The sequence below is a fragment of the Peribacillus sp. NJ11 genome, from assembly GCF_030348405.1.
GTDB lineage: Bacteria > Bacillota > Bacilli > Bacillales > DSM-1321 > Peribacillus.
Map to the genome: position 1 here is coordinate 2,165,068 of NZ_JAUCFO010000001.1, position 20,493 is coordinate 2,185,560.

Annotated in this window: 19 protein-coding genes; 13 read left to right on the top strand and 6 right to left on the bottom strand. The window is 41.0% G+C overall.

Going from position 1 to position 20,493, the window contains the following annotated elements; translation table 11 throughout:
- Window positions 1-7 precede the first annotated feature (7 nt).
- Together QUF86_RS10700 and pdxR are read left to right on the top strand one after the other, a co-directional pair.
- Window positions 8-1,579: a SagB family peptide dehydrogenase gene (locus QUF86_RS10700; protein ID WP_289334298.1), complete on the top strand. Its 1,572-nt coding sequence runs from the start codon at window positions 8-10 to the stop codon at window positions 1,577-1,579.
- 205 nt (window positions 1,580-1,784) lie between these two features.
- Entirely contained in the window at window positions 1,785-3,215 is a 1,431-nt protein-coding gene (gene pdxR, locus QUF86_RS10705) for a MocR-like pyridoxine biosynthesis transcription factor PdxR (RefSeq protein ID WP_289334299.1), read from the top strand.
- Between the two features lie 92 nt (window positions 3,216-3,307).
- Here pdxR and QUF86_RS10710 read toward each other — a convergent pair whose 3' ends face one another.
- The gene (locus QUF86_RS10710) at window positions 3,308-3,595 is read right to left on the bottom strand and encodes a hypothetical protein (protein WP_289334300.1); all 288 of its coding nucleotides are present in this window, start codon (window positions 3,593-3,595) and stop codon (window positions 3,308-3,310) included.
- A gap of 779 nt (window positions 3,596-4,374) precedes the next feature.
- On the opposite strand from QUF86_RS10710, the gene QUF86_RS10715 reads away from it, so the two are divergent.
- Window positions 4,375-4,569: a hypothetical protein gene (locus tag QUF86_RS10715; RefSeq protein ID WP_061464872.1), complete on the top strand. Its 195-nt coding sequence runs from the start codon at window positions 4,375-4,377 to the stop codon at window positions 4,567-4,569.
- A 374-nt stretch (window positions 4,570-4,943) separates the two neighbouring features.
- Window positions 4,944-5,393 (top strand): YfmQ family protein, encoded by a 450-nt coding sequence (locus QUF86_RS10720; RefSeq protein WP_289314955.1) that lies wholly within the window; start codon window positions 4,944-4,946, stop codon window positions 5,391-5,393.
- Between the two features lie 160 nt (window positions 5,394-5,553).
- On the opposite strand, the gene QUF86_RS10725 is transcribed toward QUF86_RS10720, so the two are convergent.
- The 3 genes from QUF86_RS10725 to QUF86_RS10735 form a co-directional block, all read right to left on the bottom strand.
- Entirely contained in the window at window positions 5,554-6,396 is an 843-nt protein-coding gene (locus QUF86_RS10725) for a MurR/RpiR family transcriptional regulator (protein WP_289334301.1), read from the bottom strand.
- 159 nt (window positions 6,397-6,555) lie between these two features.
- Window positions 6,556-7,248: an N-acetylmannosamine-6-phosphate 2-epimerase gene (locus tag QUF86_RS10730; RefSeq protein WP_289334302.1), complete on the bottom strand. Its 693-nt coding sequence runs from the start codon at window positions 7,246-7,248 to the stop codon at window positions 6,556-6,558.
- 31 nt (window positions 7,249-7,279) lie between these two features.
- Window positions 7,280-8,815 (bottom strand): maltose/glucose-specific PTS transporter subunit IIC, encoded by a 1,536-nt coding sequence (locus QUF86_RS10735; protein WP_289334303.1) that lies wholly within the window; start codon window positions 8,813-8,815, stop codon window positions 7,280-7,282.
- 338 nt (window positions 8,816-9,153) lie between these two features.
- Here QUF86_RS10735 and QUF86_RS10740 point away from each other — a divergent pair, with 338 nt between their 5' ends.
- The 9 genes from QUF86_RS10740 to QUF86_RS10780 all read left to right on the top strand — a co-directional run bounded on the left by QUF86_RS10740 (window position 9,154) and on the right by QUF86_RS10780 (window position 19,227).
- A complete protein-coding gene (locus QUF86_RS10740) occupies window positions 9,154-9,522 on the top strand; it encodes a DUF2294 domain-containing protein (RefSeq protein ID WP_370016368.1) in 369 nt (122 codons plus the stop codon).
- A gap of 197 nt (window positions 9,523-9,719) precedes the next feature.
- Window positions 9,720-10,766, top strand: a complete 1,047-nt coding sequence (locus QUF86_RS10745; protein WP_289334304.1) for an ABC transporter substrate-binding protein — start codon at window positions 9,720-9,722, stop codon at window positions 10,764-10,766.
- 21 nt (window positions 10,767-10,787) lie between these two features.
- A complete protein-coding gene (locus QUF86_RS10750) occupies window positions 10,788-11,717 on the top strand; it encodes a nucleoside hydrolase (RefSeq protein WP_289334305.1) in 930 nt (309 codons plus the stop codon).
- Window positions 11,718-11,741: 24 nt separating this feature from the next.
- Entirely contained in the window at window positions 11,742-12,563 is an 822-nt protein-coding gene (locus QUF86_RS10755; protein ID WP_289314961.1) for an ABC transporter permease, read from the top strand.
- 6 nt (window positions 12,564-12,569) lie between these two features.
- Window positions 12,570-13,358, top strand: coding sequence for an ABC transporter permease (locus tag QUF86_RS10760; protein ID WP_289314962.1), 789 nt, complete (start codon window positions 12,570-12,572; stop codon window positions 13,356-13,358).
- 15 nt (window positions 13,359-13,373) lie between these two features.
- Window positions 13,374-14,438 carry an ABC transporter ATP-binding protein gene (locus QUF86_RS10765; RefSeq protein WP_289314963.1) on the top strand — a complete coding sequence of 355 codons (1,065 nt, stop codon included), beginning with the start codon at window positions 13,374-13,376 and terminating at the stop codon, window positions 14,436-14,438.
- Between the two features lie 16 nt (window positions 14,439-14,454).
- Entirely contained in the window at window positions 14,455-16,173 is a 1,719-nt protein-coding gene (locus tag QUF86_RS10770) for an adenine deaminase (protein WP_289314964.1), read from the top strand.
- Between the two features lie 320 nt (window positions 16,174-16,493).
- Window positions 16,494-16,649 (top strand): hypothetical protein, encoded by a 156-nt coding sequence (locus QUF86_RS10775; protein ID WP_289334306.1) that lies wholly within the window; start codon window positions 16,494-16,496, stop codon window positions 16,647-16,649.
- A 673-nt stretch (window positions 16,650-17,322) separates the two neighbouring features.
- Window positions 17,323-19,227, top strand: a complete 1,905-nt coding sequence (locus QUF86_RS10780) for an endonuclease MutS2 (protein WP_289334307.1) — start codon at window positions 17,323-17,325, stop codon at window positions 19,225-19,227.
- A 74-nt stretch (window positions 19,228-19,301) separates the two neighbouring features.
- Here the strand turns inward: QUF86_RS10780 and QUF86_RS10785 are convergent, their stop codons facing one another.
- On the bottom strand, window positions 19,302-19,445 hold the full coding sequence (locus QUF86_RS10785) for a hypothetical protein (protein ID WP_289334308.1): 144 nt from the start codon (window positions 19,443-19,445) through the stop codon (window positions 19,302-19,304).
- A 35-nt stretch (window positions 19,446-19,480) separates the two neighbouring features.
- The gene (locus tag QUF86_RS10790) at window positions 19,481-20,446 is read right to left on the bottom strand and encodes a DMT family transporter (protein ID WP_289334309.1); all 966 of its coding nucleotides are present in this window, start codon (window positions 20,444-20,446) and stop codon (window positions 19,481-19,483) included.
- Window positions 20,447-20,493 lie beyond the last annotated feature (47 nt).

Consider the following 20,493-nt stretch of genomic DNA (forward strand, 5'->3'; position numbering starts at 1 on the left):
TAGGAGGATGAGTCTAGAGGCATTTTTGCACAATTTGCATTTTGACATCGAAAAGGCAAGTCCGCCGGATTGGGAAGTGGATTGGGATGATGCACCACTAACGTATAAGATTTACCGTGACTTGCCTGTTTTTCCACTATCACTGGAGGTGCCGCTGACGCTTGAGGTGGGCAATGGACCTTCAAAGCTGGACCTCGAAGGAATCGGTCATTTCCTCTGGTATGCATATGGCCTGACCCAAGTCAGTCAGGTACCGAGATCCTCGGAATCCGAGGACCTCATGCAGTCATTCAGGCGTTTTCCGGCATCAGGGGGAGCTTTGTATCCAAGTGAATTGTACGTGTACTTGAAGATGGAGGAAGTGCCTGCTGGCGTATACCACTATGATGCGGCACACCACCGGTTGGTATTGCTGCGGGAAGGGGATTTTGATTCATATGTAACAAAGGCTCTTGGTGAAACCTTTGATATGTCCTCATGTTTTGGGACGGTTTTTGTATCGACGATGTTTTGGAAAAACTTCTACAAATATAATAATTTTTCATACCGCCTGCAAGGTCTGGATGCGGGGGTGCTCATTGGACAGTTACTCGAAGTTGCGAAACGATTTGGAATCGAATCTGGGGTTTGCTTCCAATTCCTTGACCGGGCCATCAATCATCTGCTCGGGCTTTCGGAAGAGGAGGAGAGCACGTATGCGGTGATTCCCTTATCGGCAGAACCAGCATTTTGGTGTACGGATGAAAGCTACAGTGACGGACTTTTCACTTCGACGGAATTATGCAGGGAATTGACGGGGATTCAGCCTGAACACTATGTTCGGTCGAAGAGGATCAGGGAATTTCCGATGTTAACTAAAATGAATGAAGCATCCATGATCGAGTCCACCCAATCATTCCGGCCGATCGCTCCAAAGAATGGGGCCGAATGCGAAGGGCATGTAGTAACCCTACCTATCGTTAAAAGGTTATCCCATGATTTGGCAGCGGTTTGCCGAAAGCGGTTTTCACCTGAAATGGACTTCGCTCTAGGGAAAGTCAGTCAACTGCAACTGGCGGCTCTCCTGCAGGAGGCAACCGCCTCGTTCTCCTATCGAAATGATTTGGATGGAACAAACGAGAACAACGAACATCGCGTTTCCTTATATGTTTGTTTGTATAATGTGGAAGACATTCAAGATGGTGCATACCATTATGACAGCACGACACATTCATTACGACAGATACAATCAGGAGATCATCGGCTCCGACTGCAATACGGAATGTCCCTCGATATCATGAACTTTCAGGAAGTGCCGATATGCATACATGTAGTTGGCAATCAAGATCATTCCAAAAAGCAGCTTGGATATAGAGGGTACCGCATCCAGCAAATGGAGGCGGGGATGCTCGTACAGAAATTACTGATAGCGGCCTCAGCTCTCGGAATGAACGGGCACCCGCTGCTCGGTTTTGATGTGAATATGTGTGATGAACTTTACAAGATCGGTGGTGGTCCCCAAGGAAAAACGAGCCTTATCCAAGTCCCGATCGGCCACTATCGGAATCGTCCTTGGCTGAAGGGGAGTCTGCATTGTTGAAAAAGATGAAACGAAAGCTTCCATTTCATTTAAGAAATGGAGGCTTTCGTTTTTATTTTGTAGTGCAGCTTCTATCCTAAGAGTGCAATAATCTCTACTGAAGATTATACTGAAATAAAAGATTTTACTACTTTTGGGAATGAATAAGTATATAAAGTTAATAATTTAGTACGCTTTAAACTAAACATTTTAAAGGATGTAGCTTATGGAATGGAAAACTGACAGAAAATCCAAGAAGCCTTTATATAAACAAATAGCAGCTTACATCGAGAGTGGCATTGCTGATGGAACATTTTTATTGGATAAGCCGCTACCGTCTGAACGCTTCTTGGCAAGTGAACTGGGAGTTAACAGAAGCACAGTTGTTGCGGCTTATGATGAATTGGAAGCAAATGGGCTAGTTGAACGAAAAAAAGGAAGCGGAACGATGATCAGCAAGGATATCTGGGGAATTACTCGAAAACGTATACCTAGTTGGAATAGATATATCGAAGCGGGTTCTTTTTTGCCCAATATGCCAGTAACCCAAAGAATTCGTAAAGAGACGGAAGGGCATAACCTTATTAACTTAGCTAGTGGGGAACTTTCAGAAGACTTATTTCCAGTCCAATCCTTACGTGAAATCATTTCTAACAGGTCCTTCATTGGTAGCTTAGGTTATGATCACCCTCAAGGCAATGCGGTTTTAAGGGAAACAATAACCAAACATGTTAAACAGTATAGGAGAATTGACACGCATCCATCTTCTATACTCATTACGTCTGGTGCACAGCAAGCCATACATCTGGTGGTCCAATGCTTGTTAAAGCCAGGAGATGCCGTTGTATTGGAAGATCCATCATATAGTTACAACCTTCCCATCTTTCAATCCGCGGGGCTAAGAATTTTTCCTTTACCAGTTGATAAAGATGGCATCAACCCAGAGGATTTACTGGAACTCCATAAAAAACACCGGATCAGGATGATCTTTTTGAACCCTGTATTTCAAAACCCTACAGGAACTGTCCTTCATATCAACCGTCGTAAAAGGATTCTTGAACTTTCATCCGAATATGGAATACCTGTCATAGAAGACGATCCTTATAGTTTAACTTCCTTTGCTGGGGAAGAAATTTCCACTCTTAAATCGATGGACAACAACGGAAATGTTTTATATATAAGCTCTTTGTCAAAAATTGTTGCTTCCGGTTTAAGAATTGGGTGGATTATAGGACCGAAACCAGTTATAGAGAGACTATCTGATGCTAAGCAGCAGGTTGACTTCGGTCATGGCTCATTCACTCAATGGATAGCAAACGATTTTTTGGATTCAGAGTATTTTCCTGCCCATATTGCCTACTTAAGGGGGCAACTGGAAAAAAGAAGGGATGCAATGGTTTCGAGTCTTCAACAATTCCTCCAAAAAAAAGTTGATTATAATTCGCCAAATGGTGGAATTCATTTGTGGTGTAAGCTGAAAGTGCCATTGAACGAAATAAAGTTACTGGAGGAATCCATCAAAAGAGGAATCATATACGTTCCGGGTTCAACACTAGGTACAAATAAGGAATACGTACGCTTTACTTTTGCAAGGGAAAATGAGGAATCCATTCACGAAGGCATCAAAAGGTTTGCAGAGGCTGTAAAAAGTTTATAATCATATGCTTTGATATTCACGAGAGAGAGTCATGATGATTCCATGATTCCAGACTGTAGACAAACTTGTTCGGTTTGCCTGCAGTTTTTTAATTAAAAAGTTCCGTTGATTTCAGAAATCCGCTCCCTTTCCGCCGACTGTCTGCCAAGCCTCCTCGACGCAAGCGCCTGTGGTGTCTCGGCTAGCCAGTAATTCGGCAGGAGTGTCGCAAATTTCTTCAATCTATTGAGGGTTTCATCCATAAAAAGTGAAAAAACATGAAGGATAACCAGCTCTTCTTTAAAATCATGGTTCAGGATGAGACCATTACGAACCATGATTTTAAAACAAAGTTGATTGGAACGTAAGGTACGAGACTCCTGCGGGAAGAGCACGTCCAAGGGAGACCCCGCAGGCTTGCGCCGAGTACGGATTAAAAAAACTGTAGGCAACTCCATTATTATCGAGTTTATCTACAGTGTGTAAGGTGCCGATCATGGCACATTCCTGTTGTCGACAAAAGAGGTTCCATCTATATGTTAAAACAAAGTTGATTGGAACGTAAGGTACGAGACTCCTGCGGGAAAAGCGCGTCAAAGGGAGACCCCGCAGGCGCTTGCGCCGAGGAGGCTCCCGGACCGCCCGCGGAAAGCGAGTGCCTGGAGTGGAAATCAACATCTAAATTGTAACCATAACCGAGGAGTTGAAGGTGTTGTTTGTTTTGGGTCAGTTGGTTCAGGAACATCATTTGATGAAAGTTACGTTTTCCGAATCCCTTTTGTCTACAAACTGGAATCATGACGAAGTCATGATTCTTTTTTTGTCCTTTTCGAGGAAGCAAGTTAGGTCAGAGTTCCTGCAATACGTGGTATCTTAGCCATTTCTTCAGTGGCGCTTTGCACTTTTCTATGTAAATGAACGAAAGAATTCAACAAGTGGATGGTGAAAATTTCACTTAATTGGATGGTCCGAAAATTGGCTGTTCTTTTATTATAGAGAAGTAGGCTTGTTCTAATATATTTACTCAGTAAACACGAATCGCGAACTACTTGGACAATATAATTTTGACATGCAAATTAGGTGCGATTTTTTATGTAGTTACACTACGATATACGATGAGAATCGGAATAATTTGAAATGGTTCAAGGAAATAGATAATAATATTGGGAGGCGTTGAATCATGACGATAAGTGTAATATTAGTAGTAGCCATTAGTTTAGTTGCTCTGGTTGGCACCCTTTCTTTAACGGGGAAGAGTGATAGTGATTATTCTGCAGCAACGAGAGGGAATTTGTTGAACCTTAGTTATATTTATATTGGTCTTGCCCTAGTATTAACTGTGGGCATCATCTACTTCGTAATAAAATTAGCCTAAGATACCACGTGAATGATTATTATAATAGTGTATCAAAATGCATAGTAATATAGGCTTAAATGTATAAAGGTCATGTTTTGTACGAGTGATTTACAAGACATACTCTATTTGTTAAAAAATGTGAATTCGTTCACAAACCGTGGCGAAAATATGAATAAAAAAATCACCTTTGTAAGCTGAGTGAACAATCAAATGAAGTCTTTGACATTTATGGATAAAAAATTATATTGATTGAGTTTAATTATGTTTTGTGCCCTCCTTCAAGTACAACTTTTCACCAAAAATGAAACGTTAATAGAACGGTCACTTCAAAGAAAAACTGACCGCCTCTTTCATTTAATAATTAAATTATAACGTCGCGGAGATGATCAAATATGACAGTGCCTGTATTGATTTTGACAATTATCTTAAGCTTGCTTAAATTATTAGTTACCTGTCTTCCAACCGATGCAGTGAATTGGATTATGAGTAAATTTAAAATGCATTCAGAAATTAGTGATGCTAATGCAATCGTAACCTTTGATGAAAAACGTTTGGAAGGTGAAGACAAAATTCAAGTAATTAATTATTTTAACGAAGCTAAGTTTTTGAAAAAAAATCATATATTCCCAGGGAACGAGAAATTGTTTTTACATCCAGAGAACAGTGGGACTCCAATAATAATTGATACTAAAAGAGGAAAAAACGATGTTAGATTATTTGTCTACATTTACAACGACCACGTGGATGTAGTCAAACAGCACAAGAATAAAGTAGTTGCGTATAGTCTTCTTTCCGAGAGCCTCCAAGAACGTTCCATGCCAGTAATAAGGAATTTAGTTTAAAAGGAACAAAAAAAAGACGTCTTTTAAAGTGAACTGCACCCCAATTGTTAGTAACATCTAACCAATTGGAGATGCAGTTTTTTTATATGATGAATAACGAAAATGACTTTCGGTCAGGTTTAGCTAAACAAACAAACTGATAAATTTCAGCGGCCGAAAGTCAGTCGGTCGCGGTTAATACCTTTAAAGTCTTTTCCCTGATGCTTATCCTGTTTTTATAATCTTTAGCAACCAACTCTGTATATATTAAATCGAAAAGTAATAGTAGCGGAAGCAATGGAGAGATGTTTTGTCCCATATGCAGGCTATTTTTGCTGGTGACCGATAGCGATATATCACCAAGCTGTGAGAGCTCGGAATTTTTATCACCAGTAAAAACCAAGATGCGCGAGCCTTGTGCCTTTGCGATTTTAACTGCGCGAATCACTTCTTTTGTTGCTCCGGAAATGGAAATGCCGATGACAACACTATTCTGGTCACTTAAAGCTGCGTCCATCATTGACTGGTGGGGATCTGTAATAGCCTCAACAGATAAGCCAATCCGGAAAAACTTGGATTTGAACTCCTGGGCGGCTAAACCCGAACTCCCTATTCCATATACATGTATCTTATTTGCCTGTGTAAGGAAAGATACCGCTTTCTGGATATCGTCATATGTAGTTATATGAAAAGTATTATCTATGATACCTAAGTGATCTTGGTACAGTTTAGCGAAATAATCCACCTGCTTGATGTCCTTCATATTTTTCGGTGTTTTTCGGAGATCCACGAACCTTTTTAACTCATGCCTGAACTCATTAAACCCAGAAAAGGCTAATTTTTGGCAGAAACGCGTAATCGTTGCAGGCGAAATATGAAGCTTTTTAGCTATTTGACTAATGGTTAACTGACTTACTTCTTCAGGGCGTTCCAGAATGTATTTGGCCAATTCTTCTTCTGTTTTGGTGAATTTGCCCATACTGCACTCGATGCCATATATGAGGTTTTCTGCTAGATATTCCATCTGATCCCCCATTTCAAATTACTTATATGTATACCTTTTATAGTTTAATGTATCCATTAGGGACGTCAATAACCGGAACGGATGGCTACAGGAATATGAATCAAAAAAGAGACCCAAACTATTGACAGTCTGGGTCATTTCATTACTATGTGCAATTTTCTATTCTTGGATAGCATCCACGAACCTTTTAGTGATTTGCTGCGGTCTGGTAATGGCACCGCCCACTACTACTGCATGGACATTCATATCCAATACAGAGCGGGCGATTTCTGGTGTTATGACATTTCCTTCAGCGATCACTTTCGCTTTTTTCACTGCTTTTACTATCTCTTTGAGCACAGCATAATCATCCTGATATATTTTTTGGCCAAATGTTTCGTTCGTATAGCCGTATAAAGTGGGTGCTACAATATCGAATCCTAACTGTTCGGCGTATACTGCTTCCTCTATGGTGGATACATCAGCCATTAGTAAAACATCCGGATATTTAGCTCTTATTTCGCAATAAAACTGTTTTAACGTTTTACCGTCCGGTCTTACCCGGGCTGTAGCATCCGTCGCAATGATTTCCGCTTTAGTTTCCATCAATGCATCAATTTCGACCATGGTGGGAGTGATAAAGACATCATTTTGTCCATACACCTGTTTAATGATCCCTATGACTGGAAGGTCCACATTTTTCTTGATTTCCATTATGTCAGCTACGGAGTTTGCACGAATGCACTTCGCACCGCCTTCTTTGGCAGCAATAGCCATGCGTCCCATAATAAAAGAGCTGTGCAGCGGCTCATTCTCCAATGCTTGACAAGATACAATTAAGCCTTTGTGAATTTGATCCAGCACCTGTTGCATGTTTAACACTTCCTTATCGTTATCTATGTTCTCAGTGACCCAAGAATTCTTCCACTTCATTTTTGATGATCGTTACTTGGGGACCGTAAACTATTTGAATGCCATTCCCTTTTTTTACGACGCCTTTTGAACCGGTTTGTTTGATGACGTCCTCTTTCACCAATGATTCATCCTTTACCGTGACACGGAGACGGGTTGCACAGCAATCGACTATATCGATATTTTCCTGTCCGCCTAATCCATTAACGATGGTCTGGGTTCTCTCTGATGCCGTTACTTGTGTAACAGCGGCCTGTTCATCATCTTCACGGCCAACCACTTTTAAATTCTTCTTCCTGATCAAGAATTTAAAAGTGAAGTAGTATAGGAAAAACCATGGAATGCCGACGAGAAGTACATAAACCCAGTTTGTTTTACTGATACCCTGGAGAATCCCGAATAAAGTGAAATCAATAAATCCTCCAGAGAAGGTTTGACCGATTGTTATATTGAATATATCTGCCATCATGAAGGCAAGTCCGTCAAACAAGGCATGAAAAACATAAAGGATTGGGGCGACAAATAAGAAACTGAATTCAAGCGGTTCGGTAATGCCTGTTAAGAAAGATGTTAAGGCAGCTGAAAGAAGCAAACCGGCCACGACTTTCTTATTTTTAGGTTTAGCGCAGTGATAAATGGCCAGTGCCGCGCCAGGTAAACCAAACATCATCGTGATGAACCGCCCGGACATGAACCGGGAAACACCCTCATAGTACTTGACAGTAGTTGGATCGGCCAATTGCGCAAAGAAGATATTCTGGGTCCCGCTTACAATCTGCCCTTTAATCTCCATCGTACCGCCTAAAGCTGTTTGCCAGAAGGGAAGGTAGAAAATATGATGCAACCCTAACGGCCCGAGCATCCGTAATATGAATCCGTAAAAGAAAGTCCCAATCGTACCTGTGCTCGTTACCAGCGCACCTAATTGGTTAATGAGAAGTTGGAAATAAGGCCATACGATAAAAAGCACGGCTCCAACCAAGATGGACGCGAAGGAAACGATGATTGGAATGAAACGGGAACCACCGAAAAACCCTAAAACTTGCGGAAGCTGAATTTTATTATATTTATTGTGCAGAAATGCAGCAGAGATACCTACTACGATACCGCCAAACACACCAGTCTCCAGTGTTTGGATCCCGACCGCCATTCCCTGTCCGGCACCTGCCAGATTCTCTTTGGCAAGTTCCCCGTTTATTAGAAGAAGTGCATTTATTGTACTGTTCATGACGAAGTAGCCGATCATGGCTGCAAGTGCAGCGGTCCCTTTATCCGAGCGTGCCAAGCCCACTGCAACACCTACGGCAAAAATAACCGGCAAGTTGCCGAATACGATGCTTCCTGCAGAACTCATGATCGTGAAAATGGCCTGCAGCCAAGCAAAGTCTAAAAAAGGATAGGCCTCAACTGTATTTGGATTAGAAAGAGCACCGCCAATTCCCAGCAATAAACCGGCCGCTGGCAAAACGGCAATCGGGAGCATAAAAGATTTACCGAACTGTTGCGCTTTCTCAAAAGCTTTCTTCATATTAATTCCTCCCTCATTTAACGAGCCCTTTGATACTCTCTATTTTTAATCGCTCTATACTAGCTATATTAAATCCTTATGAGAGCGTTTTCAATGCGATGCAAGGTTATATCAATGGTTTTCAATCTTGCGCTTATTTCTCTGAAAAAGTTTTCATTAATAGAAGGTGCTGGCTTGGATATAAAGTTATATGAATATATTGAAATCCTCATTTGTTTATTTTTATAATTCGTGTATTGGTAAGTAAATGTACGTTTTTTATGAAAAAAAACATTTTTTTGTACGAAATCCGAATATTATCTTGTGCAATTCTGAAAAAGTATATATAATTACCTCAAATGATAGTTTGGCAGGTGATAGTCATCTTACCGATAAACTCTAACGAAACGAAGAAATTGCTTTCTCATATGTATAATGAGGTATCGAAGGAATTGTTCGGCTTTGGTACGACTTTGCTAAAGGTTACCATTGAGAAGAATGTGATTACATTTCAGGCCAAACATCGACGTGCCCCGCGCTCTGAAGCTTTAGAGGGTGAAGTTCCCAGCCTGAAGCAGGAAGTTGACTTCCATATGTCACTGCTTTATAAAAAGAAACTGAGACAAAAGTTGGAAACGCAAACGGATTGGGATATTGAAGCCGTTCTGAGGGATTATGACTCAGCGACGCAGCTGGCATTCACCAATATTGTATTGAAGGAAAATTAATATAATCATATAAATGGATTTCCACTCGGATTTATCTGGAGGGAACGCCACAATAGAACCAAATGATAAGTTTTATCTTTGTTTACAAAGAAAAGACAATCTTGGGTAGAATTTCAATTCTATTTAAGATTGTCTTTTTTTACATTTATATCAGTAAAAAGGAAACTTTAAACAATATGAAAGTGGAGGTTTGAATGATGAAAAAAATGATTAGCGTATTGATGGTGTTATCCCTTTTCACATTTGTTTTAGCTGCATGCTCTTCAAAGGAGGATGGAAAGAAAAAAACAGCCAAATTAGTCGTTTCCACTTGGGGATTCGCTGATGATTTCTTCCGGCCGGAAGTCTACGCACCATTTGAAAAGAAGCATAATGTCGAGATTGTCGTTGATTCAGGAAATAATGCAGATCGACTGAACAAGGTACGCCAAGCGAATAGTGATGTGGATGTTATCTATTTATCCGACTACTATGCACAGCAGGGCATCGATGAAGGCTTATTTGAAAAAATTGACCACAGTAAAATTCCGAATATTGATAATATATACGACAAAGCAAAAGCACCAAATGGCGAGGACTTTGGACCAGCCTATACCATTGCACAATTTGGCATTGCTTATAATCCCGATGAAGTGAATAAGCCAATTACGTCTTGGAAAGATCTTTGGAGCAAGGATTTGGCAGGGAAGATAACGATCCCGTCAATCACATCAACAACTGGACCGATGTTTTTGGATGCCGCTTCAAAAGTCAGCGGAAGTAAAGAGTTCAATGAAGATAAAGCCTTTGATCAAATGAAAAAGATCATGCCGAATGCGGTAAAGGAATATGGGCAAACATCTGAGTTCGTAAACATGTTCTCGCAAGGGGAAATTGCTGCAGGCCCGATCATGGAAATGTATTTTGGCGATTTACAGGAAGCCGTTCCTCAAGCTAAGTTCATTTCACCTGAAGAAGGCGGTTACGCAGTGATGAATACGGTGAATATTGTAAAAGCCAGCGATCAAAAAGAATTGGCCGGGGAATTCATGAATTACATCTTAAGCAAGGAAGTTCAGGAAAAATCAGCGAAAGCGAAAGTGGATTCTCCTGTCAATACCGAAGTCAAGCTCTCTAAAACGGAAGCTAAAGGCTTAACATATGGGGATGACGTCATAAGCAGCTTGCGTGTGTTAGATATGAAGTTTGTAAATCAAGAATCTAAACAATGGATCGACCGTTGGAATCGTGAACTTACACACTAAGAAAAAAAAGAGGTGTGCTTGATGAAGAAAAAAATGATTCTTGATGTGGATACTGGAATAGATGATGCGATCGGGATCATTCTTGCTGTTAAAAGCCGTCAATTCGACATATTGGCGATTACGACAGTGAACGGGAATGTATCACTTGATACGGCCACACTGAATACATGCAAAATATTGGATTTATTGAATGAACAGGACATTTCAGTCATTAAGGGGGCAGATAGCCCAATTATCAGGAGACCCTTTTTTGAACACCGGATCCATGGCGAAGACGGGATTGGCGGAGCCTTGAAGGATGTGCCGGTCAAAAAGCAGCCTGATGATGGATTTGCTTCTGATTTCATCATCAATTCCATTTTGAATTTTCCTGATGAAGTGACGCTTGTCATGACGGGACCTCTTACGAATTTGGCATTAGCGGTGAAAAAATGTCCGCAAATCACCAAGCTTGTTAAAGAAGTCATTTTCATGGGCGGTGTTGTACAAGGGGTTGGCAATGTCACGCCAACTTCTGAATATAACACGTATGTCGATCCTGAAGCAGCCAAAATCGTCTTACAGGCGGGATTCGAATCGATCACGCAAGTGGGTCTTGATGTCACGAGAAAGGTTCTATTGGGTGAAGAGCATATCCAATTGATTCAAAACGATGCACTTGCTGGCTATATAAGCGAAAGTACATCCGATTATCGGAAAAGGTATTTTGAACGTAATGGTATATGGGCTTGTGCAATGCATGATCCATTAGCTGTAGCCATTGCTTTGCAAAATGATCTTGTCACTAGAGAAGAATATTATGTGGATGTAGAAACAAAAAGTGAAATTTGTGACGGACATATGGTTTGCGACTTTCAAAATAGGCTGAATAAGCCGCCAAATGCGCATGTTTGTCTTGACGTGAATGCGGAAGCGTTTTTCGACCTGTTCATTCGCATAATCAATTCATAAATAATACGAACAGGGGGTTCCGAGGTGAAAAAACGCTATCTATACCTGTTGCTGTTGCCAGGGGTTCTATTTTTAACGATATTTATGATCATTCCAATCCTATTGACGATTGGCACGACATTTTTTACTGAAAGCGGCTTTTCCATACAAGGATATCTCGATTTTTTCAAAGATCGATACTTTATTGAAATACTGCTCACGACACTTAGGGTGAGTCTGTTCACGACCATCATTTGCATTCTATTAGGATTTCCAGCAGCTTATTATATTTCAAAACTGAAACAACGAAAAAAAGCGATCATGCTTTTACTGACGATCTTTCCGCTATTGACAAGCCCTGTGGTTCGCTCATTTAGCTGGATGGTGATTATCGGTAAAAACGGCGTGGTGAATAAATTGCTTATGGGCATGGGCCTGATTGAAAAGCCGCTTGATATTTTATATACGCCTACTGCAATCATCATCGGATTGGTCCATTTATTCCTGCCATTGATCATCGTGACGCTGGTGGGAGTTATGGAGAACATCGAGACGGATTTATTAAAAGCGGCGGAGAGCCTTGGAGCGTCAAGATTGGCAGTATTCTCAAAAGTGATCATTCCGCTTTCGGTTCCAGGTTTGGTCATTGGCAGCATCCTTGTTTTTGTAGGGAGCTTCACTGCCTATACGACGCCTGCTTTACTAGGTGGGAAACAGCGGGTCATTTCGACATTTCTTTATCAAAACGCCATTACATTGAACGAATGGCAAGTGGCATCGATTGTCGCCACCATCATGATTGCCGTGACCGTTCTAATCATATCGATCATGAATGGTTTGGCAAAAAAATTAAATCCAAAGGGGTAGAGGTGTATGCAGGAAAAAAATCGAGGATTGGCCCTGTTTACTCTCCTGGTGTTTCTCTTTTTACTAGGGCCTTTGCTTATCATATCCGTTACGTCATTTGAAGGCGGAAATATTTTGAAATTCCCGCCGGAAGAGTTTTCTTTAAGATGGTACGAAAATATTTTTAATGTGGAAATGTTTTTGGTCGCTTTTAAAACTTCCATCCTTGTTTCACTCGGAGGCAATCTTTTGGCACTGTTACTGGGAGTGCCAGCTGCCTATGCATTGAGCCGATATGATTTTAAAGGGAAAAGCGTGATTAATGCATTTTTCGTTTCGCCAATATTAATTCCGGGAATTGTGCTGGGCTTTGCATTTTTACGTTATATTGTCGGAACTTATCAGCTTCCGATATATGCGGCCCTGTTTGTTGGACATACTGTTATCATGCTGCCGTTCATCATCCGTGTGATTTCTTCAAGCTTATCAAACTTTGACTTTTCCATTGAAGAAGCGGCGGAGAGTCTCGGAGCGAGTAAATTGGGGACATTCTTTACAGTCGTCCTCCCGAATATAAAATCAGGAATTCTAGCGGCAGTCATGATCGCCTTCTTGGAATCCTTCAATAATGTAGACATTTCAGTTTATATGACAGGCCCTGGGGTAAGTACGTTTCCGATCCAGATGCTGACGTATGTAGAGAACTACTTCGATCCTACCATTTCGGCCATTTCCGTATTACTCATGTTCCTAACGGCTTTCTTCATGTTTATAGTAGAACGGCTCATGGGCTTGTCTTATTTCACAAAACGATAAAGGAGGTAATGATGGATGGCTTTATTCACTTTACAAGATATATCTGTAGCTTATAACAAACAGAATATATTAAAGGATTTCAATCTTGAGATAGAAAAAGGGAAACTGGTATCCCTTCTTGGCCCGAGCGGCTGTGGGAAAACGACGACCCTGCGTTTAATTGCCGGGTTTTTACAGGCGAACGAAGGGAAGTTTTTATTTAAGGAAAAGGACTATACGAAAGTGCCCGTTAACAAGCGGAATTTTGGCTTTGTGTTCCAAAACTATGCATTATTCCCGCATTTGTCGATATTCGATAATATTGCATTCGGTCTCCGCCTTAGAAAGAATTCAAAAAGTGAAATTGAAAAAAAAGTGATGAATGTGCTCGAAATCGTTAATTTAAAAGGGTTTGAAAAGAGATATCCCCAAGAGCTTTCCGGGGGGCAAAAGCAGCGGGTTGCGATTGCCAGGGCACTGGTGATTGAGCCGGACATCCTATTATTCGACGAGCCATTGAGTAATCTTGATGCGAACTTAAGGGTGAATATGAGAGTCGAGATTCGCCGTATCCAGCAAGAGCTGGGTATTACGACTGTGTATGTCTCCCATGACCAAGAAGAATGCTTTTCCATTTCCGATCAGGTAGCGATTATGAATAAAGGGATCATCGAGCAGCTTAGTGACCCTGCCACCATTTACAAATATCCTGAAACCAAATTTGTCGCAGACTTCATCGGTTTTAAGAACTTCATTGAGTTTGATAAGCGGACGGATCATGAAGGCAAAATTGAACTGAATAAGTCTGGCTACTCATTTGTGCTGCACAAGGATGCACAGATGACCAATTCGACTGGAAAAATAGGCGCCATCAGACCGGACGATCTGTTGATCAGGGAAAAAGACAATGTTGGAGCGGTCCTGGAAAATAGTTTATCAGGCCGGGTTAAGGTAAGTACGTATCTGGGAAGAAGCTATCAATATGTCGTTGAAACGCCAATAGGGGATTTCACTGTGAACAAGGAAATGACGGAATCCTACCGGACGGGGCAGGAAATCATCCTTGAAATTCCGAGAAACCAGATGGTGCTTGTTGACTAGCTTAGGAGGGTAAGTTATGCGAATGGATATGCTTGTAAGAGATATCAACGTGTTTAACAGCTATTTTAAAAGATTCATTAAAGGGAATGCAGCCATCAAGGATGGAAAGTTCTATTATATTGGAGAACGGGAATTGGATGCCTTCGAGCCGGATAGAATCGTCGATGGACAGGGGAAGTATATGGTTCCAGGTCTGATCGATATCCATCTACACATTGAAAGTACAATGGTCACGCCGGCCACGTTTTCCTACGGGTTAATCAAAAACGGCGTGACGACAATCGTGCCGGAACCGCATGAAATGGCCAATGTTTTCGGAATTTCAGGTGTGAAGGAAATGATCAAAGCGAGTAAAGATTGCGTAGCGGATATGTTTTATGCCATCCCGAGTTCTGTTCCTGCGACATCGATGGAAACGACAGGCGGTTCTATCGAAATAGGCGACATAGATGAATTGATGCAAACAGAGGACATTATATGCCTCGGCGAGATCATGAATTACTATGAGGTCATATCCGACCCGGATTGCAAGACGAACCGGATCTTGTCCCATATCCGTTCCCGCTATCCAAATCTGATCATAGAGGGGCACGTTCCAAAGCTGCTTGACTTGGAACTGCAAAAGATTATTTATGCCGGAGTGAATTCAGATCATACACACCAGACCGTAGAAGGGATGGATGCGAGGATCGCAGCCGGAATGTTTATTGAGATTCAAGAAAAATCAATGACTGAAGAAGTGATTGAGTACTTGAAGGAAAAGCAGGTGGATGAGCATTTCTGCTTTGTCACCGATGACGTCATGACCGACTCTTTCCAAAAAAGAGGACACCTGAATGTCCTTTTAAAGAAAGCCATACAAATGGGGATGTCCCCGGAAAAAGCCATCTATGCATGCACATATACACCTGCACAGCGGATGAGGATGTATGACCGCGGCGCCATTGCGCCAGGAAAAGCGGCAGATTTTCTGCTTGTATCCAACTTGGAAACATTTGATATTGAACAAGTATACAAAAAAGGCGAGCTAGTCTATGAATCTTCCCGGCCATATGTGCAAGAAGTGAAGGAAAGACAATTTCCTGAACATTTCTATCAAAGTGTGAAACTAGCGGAACTTACTGAAAACGATTTTAACATCCCAATTTCAGACAAGCATGGACACAGCAAGTGCCGGATCATCAACGTGCAGAATGGTTCCACTTTCACAACGGAAACCCATGATTTTATTGATGGGAAGAATGGTGAATTATGCTGGGAAGAAAGCCCTTATGGTTTAATCGCAACATTCGAGCGATACGGGAAAAACGGCAACAGGGCGCACGGATTAATCACCGGCGATGTTTTGAAGCGGGGAGCGGTTGCCACAACCTATTCGCATGATAACCATAATCTTTTGGTGATTGGCCATAACAAGCAGGATATGCTGCTTGCCGCCAACGAAGTGATAAAGAAGCAAGGCGGAGTCTGTTGCGTTGAAGATGGCAAAGTCCTATCCATGATACCTCTTCCGGTAGGGGGCATCCTTTCCGAAGAGCCAATGGACATCGTATCCGAACAGGTTCAGCACCTGACAGATGCACTTAAATCGTTAGGCTATGAACATTATAATGTCATCATGTCATTAAGCACCTTATCGCTTCCTGTCAGCCCGGCCCTGAAAATAACCGACCATGGATTAATCAACGTGAATGAAGGGAAAATAGTCCCTCTCATAATGAATGATGAAGCTTAAACCGCAAAGGGGATTATCCAATGGATAATCCCCTATTCTTAATGACTTAACAGGATCAATAGAAATTTGAGTTAATTAAAACGGTCTCATTAGGGCGCCTTATCGTCATTTATTTCTAGCTAATCAGGAGATATGTTCAAATATTAGCTGTACTTGTAAATAAAGGGGAATAATCTGAGCTAGAATACGTCCTCTTATTTATTTTCATATATTTTCCATAACGTGAAAGATATGATAAAATAGAGGGACAACTGAGGATAGAGTGGGAGGTCACTGTTTTGCTTTTCCATCTAATTATAGATGGGAAAGGGGGTGACCGTATGATGCATTTCTTATTGAACTTAATTACAGATATGGGTAAAGAGATATTTGTTGCTGTAGCAACCAGTCTAATCCTGTCTGCGTTCGCCAAGAAAAGGAAAAAGAACCACTCATCCTCGCAAGATCGCAGTGGTTCTTCTTCTGACCAAGATTAAATTGTTTAGAAAAGTGATCGCTCACTCTTGCAGTTGTCACCCTCATGTTACCAGCATGGGGGTGTTTTTAGTTTATGTTAATATAAGGATATCATACCCCAATTCTAATGTAAATATTCAAAACTGAAAAGGGGAGGTACTGAAGCATTATGGATGTTAAAGCCAATTCCCCCTTTGTTTTACATGAATAGATTCGAAGGATGGCCCAAAAATGAAAAAATGAATTGACTCTTTCTTACTTATATGGTATGTTAATTCCAATCTAAGAAAAGGTGTGGTGTTTTATGTCGGGAGTAGGTATCAACTAATTTAGTTGAATAAGGTTTTTAATCACTGATATGTCAGTGGATTAAGTATGCCTTTTTTCATAGTGCAACTCTGCATTGTGAATACCTACCTTAAGACTGCTTCCTTTTCCATAAATCGTGTAACATGTAGGTGTTACGACGAAAAGCATGGTGGGATTTGTCCTATCATGCTTTTTTGTGTACGCAGGTCTATTCGAGCTGCCTTATTTGTTAACGATTTTAGGTCCTTATCTATAGATAAGGCCGATGCCCGCAGGAGCTTTCTACTCAAATGGCTTGTTCATTTGTAAAGGTAGGGGGACCATTGCGGGCATTTTTTGGATTCGGGAATTTTAATCACTCACTCATTCAAGGAGGATCATTAGATGTATACAATGACTTATGAAAAATTACAATATATCCAACTCAAGGAAATGGTGAAAAACCATTGCGTAAGCGGTTTAGGAAAAGCGTTATTGGATCAGCTTAAGCCGAGCAGCATTTTGAAGGTCGTTAAAAATCGTTTGAACGAGACTACGGAGGCTAGGAACTTACTGAATGCGGAAAGCCATATTCCCTTAAAAGGCATTTCTCATATTGGCCTCCATATCGACAAACTGGAAAAAGGAATGATTTTGGAGCCGTCAGAGTTAGTGGCGATAGCAGACTTCTTAAGAGGCTGCAGGAATATCAAGAAATTCATGACCGATAAAGAGTTCTTTGCACCAACACTGCATTCCTACGCCCGCTCCATGACTGAATTCAGGAGCATTGAAGAAGAAATCCAATTCACCATCAAAGGAAATGCTGTTGTTTCCGAAGCCAGCAAGGATCTGAAACGGATCAGGAACCAAATCATCAAGACAGAAGGTAAAATAGAGGAACGACTGAATAAGTTCTTGAAGAGCGGAGCCAATAAAGAGTTCATTCAGGAATTTTTCATCAGTAAAAAGGATGATCGCTACACCATCCCGATCAAAGCCTCCTATAAAAATCAAGTGGCCGGAACGATCGTGGAAGTATCCGCAAAAGGGGCTACCGTGTTCATTGAACCTGCCTCGGTAACGAAGTTGAATGTAGAATTGGCCAGTTTAAAAGCGGAGGAATCGATGGAAGAGTATCAACTTTTGGCTACATTATCCGGAACGGTTTTCGAACAGTTGAAACCGATCAAGATAAACATCGAGTTAATCAGTCAATATGATATGATCTTCGCAAAAGCCAAGTTCAGTAAAAGCACGGATGCCATCGAACCGAAAATCAATGATCATGGTTATATTAAATTAAAGGGCTGTAAACATCCCCTTTTGCCACAAGACAGCGTACCTTTGGATTTCGAAATCGGTAAGGACTATCGCAGCTTGATTATTACCGGCCCTAATGCCGGGGGTAAAACGGTCGTCCTGAAAACGATCGGCATCCTTACATTGGCCGTCATGTCAGGGCTGCATGTTGCTGGGAAAGAGGGGACGGAGCTTGCCGTCTTCGATCAGGTATTCGTCGATATCGGTGATAACCAAAGCATTGAAAATGCACTGAGCACTTTTTCGTCGCATATGAAAAATATCTCGGAAATCATGGCGGCATTAACCAATAACTCCTTGCTGCTGTTCGATGAAATCGGGAGCGGAACGGAACCGAATGAAGGTGCCGCGTTAGCGATTGCCATCCTTGAGGAATTTTACCAAAGGGGCTGCATTACCGTTGCGACGACCCATTATGGTGAAATCAAGCGCTATTCGGAAATCCACAGTGATTTCATGAATGCGGCCATGCAATTCAATAGTGAAACACTTGAGCCAAAGTATAAGCTGTTGATCGGTCAATCCGGGGAAAGCAATGCCCTGTGGATAGCGAAAAAAATGAATGTACGTGAAAAGGTTTTGCAAAAGGCAAAGCTATATATCGACAATAAAGACTACGACTTGGAGCGTGTCCAGGAAGGTAAAATCAAAAAAGCGAAGCCAGCTGCCGTTCCTAAGGAGGCATCGTATGAATATGAAGTCGGCGACAAAGTGAAGGTAAGCGAACTGAATGGATATGGGATCGTTTATAAGAAAAAGGATTCATACAATAATGTCACCGTTCTTATCGAAGATACCTTCAAGGAGGTTCATGCCAATAGGCTGGAGCTTGAAATAAAGGCCATCGAATTATATCCTGAAGGCTATGATCTCAATTCCCTATTTGTCAGTTACAAAGAAAGGAAATTGAACCACGACCTTGAAAGGGGATCAAAAAAGGCGCTAAAGAATGTAGCAGCGGATATACGGAAGAAACTTGGTGAATAGTACGATCATCTAATATGCAAAAAAGCCTCTCTAAAATGAGAGGCTTTTTTGCGTTGTATTGGCAAAAGTCTATTTTACTGAGCCCTTTTATTTCTATCATTATACAGATTGATTAATTCTGCATTTTGCTCATTCATTTTTTTCACATTCTTATTAATCGTTGCCAATTCCCATAGTACAGCTAATCCAAAGATTATCATAAGCGTTAATAAATCCATTGTTGCCCTCCTATTGATGTTTTGTACCTTTATGTTTAAACGACTCTCTTTACTTTCCTTGGATTCAATTCCTCAACTTGGGAAGGCGAGTTTTTTCTTTGATAATAATTGTTTTGAATCAATGCATATATCACTAAAAAAGTTCCCAGTAATTCGAATGATGATAGTGATCCTCCTTGAATGAAAACGATGGCCAACGTGGTTATTGGCACTAAATTGATAAATAGGATTCCATTGATCGGCGTTAAAAGTTTAATGCCTAAATTCCAGCTTAAAAGGGCTATGGCACCGGGGAAAATAATCATGAAAATCATTTCACCATAAATGGATTGCATAACCTCTGCTGTAGGGACAGACAGGCCCAGTACAGTTGCAAATAATGTTATGATTCCTGATACCGAAGTTCCTAAAATACATGTTAAAGTCGAATAGCGGAGTGTTGACCATCCATTGAATTGGTTGCCGCCCATTGTATATATAACCCAGCCTATCACCCCGATGAGAATGAAAAGTAGAGGAATGATGCTATCGTTCAATGAAAATAGGAATGATAATTTGCCATTGGTAATGACAAGAATGGCCCCAATTAAGGCAAGGAGCATACTGGCGACGTTATATTTCATGGGTTTGGAATTTTTGAAGACCCACATTATTAAAATTGAGATCATGGGCATTAATGATTCCATGATGGAAGCAACAATTACCCCGTTATGTCCCAGTAAGTCCTGACCTGCGAAAATGAGAAAGTTATATACTGTAAAAGCCATCGTTCCGAAAAACAATAACCTCTTTCCTTGCCCTTCCAGCTTGAATGACTCCTTCCCCTCTTTCATTAAAAGCAATATCCCTAAAATTACGCTAACAGCTAAATATCGCAAAAAAGAGAAATAAAAAGGATCAATATACATTAATGCCCTTTCTGCAACTGGAAACATGGCTCCCCAGGAAATACTGGCTGTCAAACATAAAAGTGCACCGATTAAAACTTGATTTTTTTTCATAAAAGCTTCCCCTCAAAAAATAATGATTGATTAAATTCCTATACACA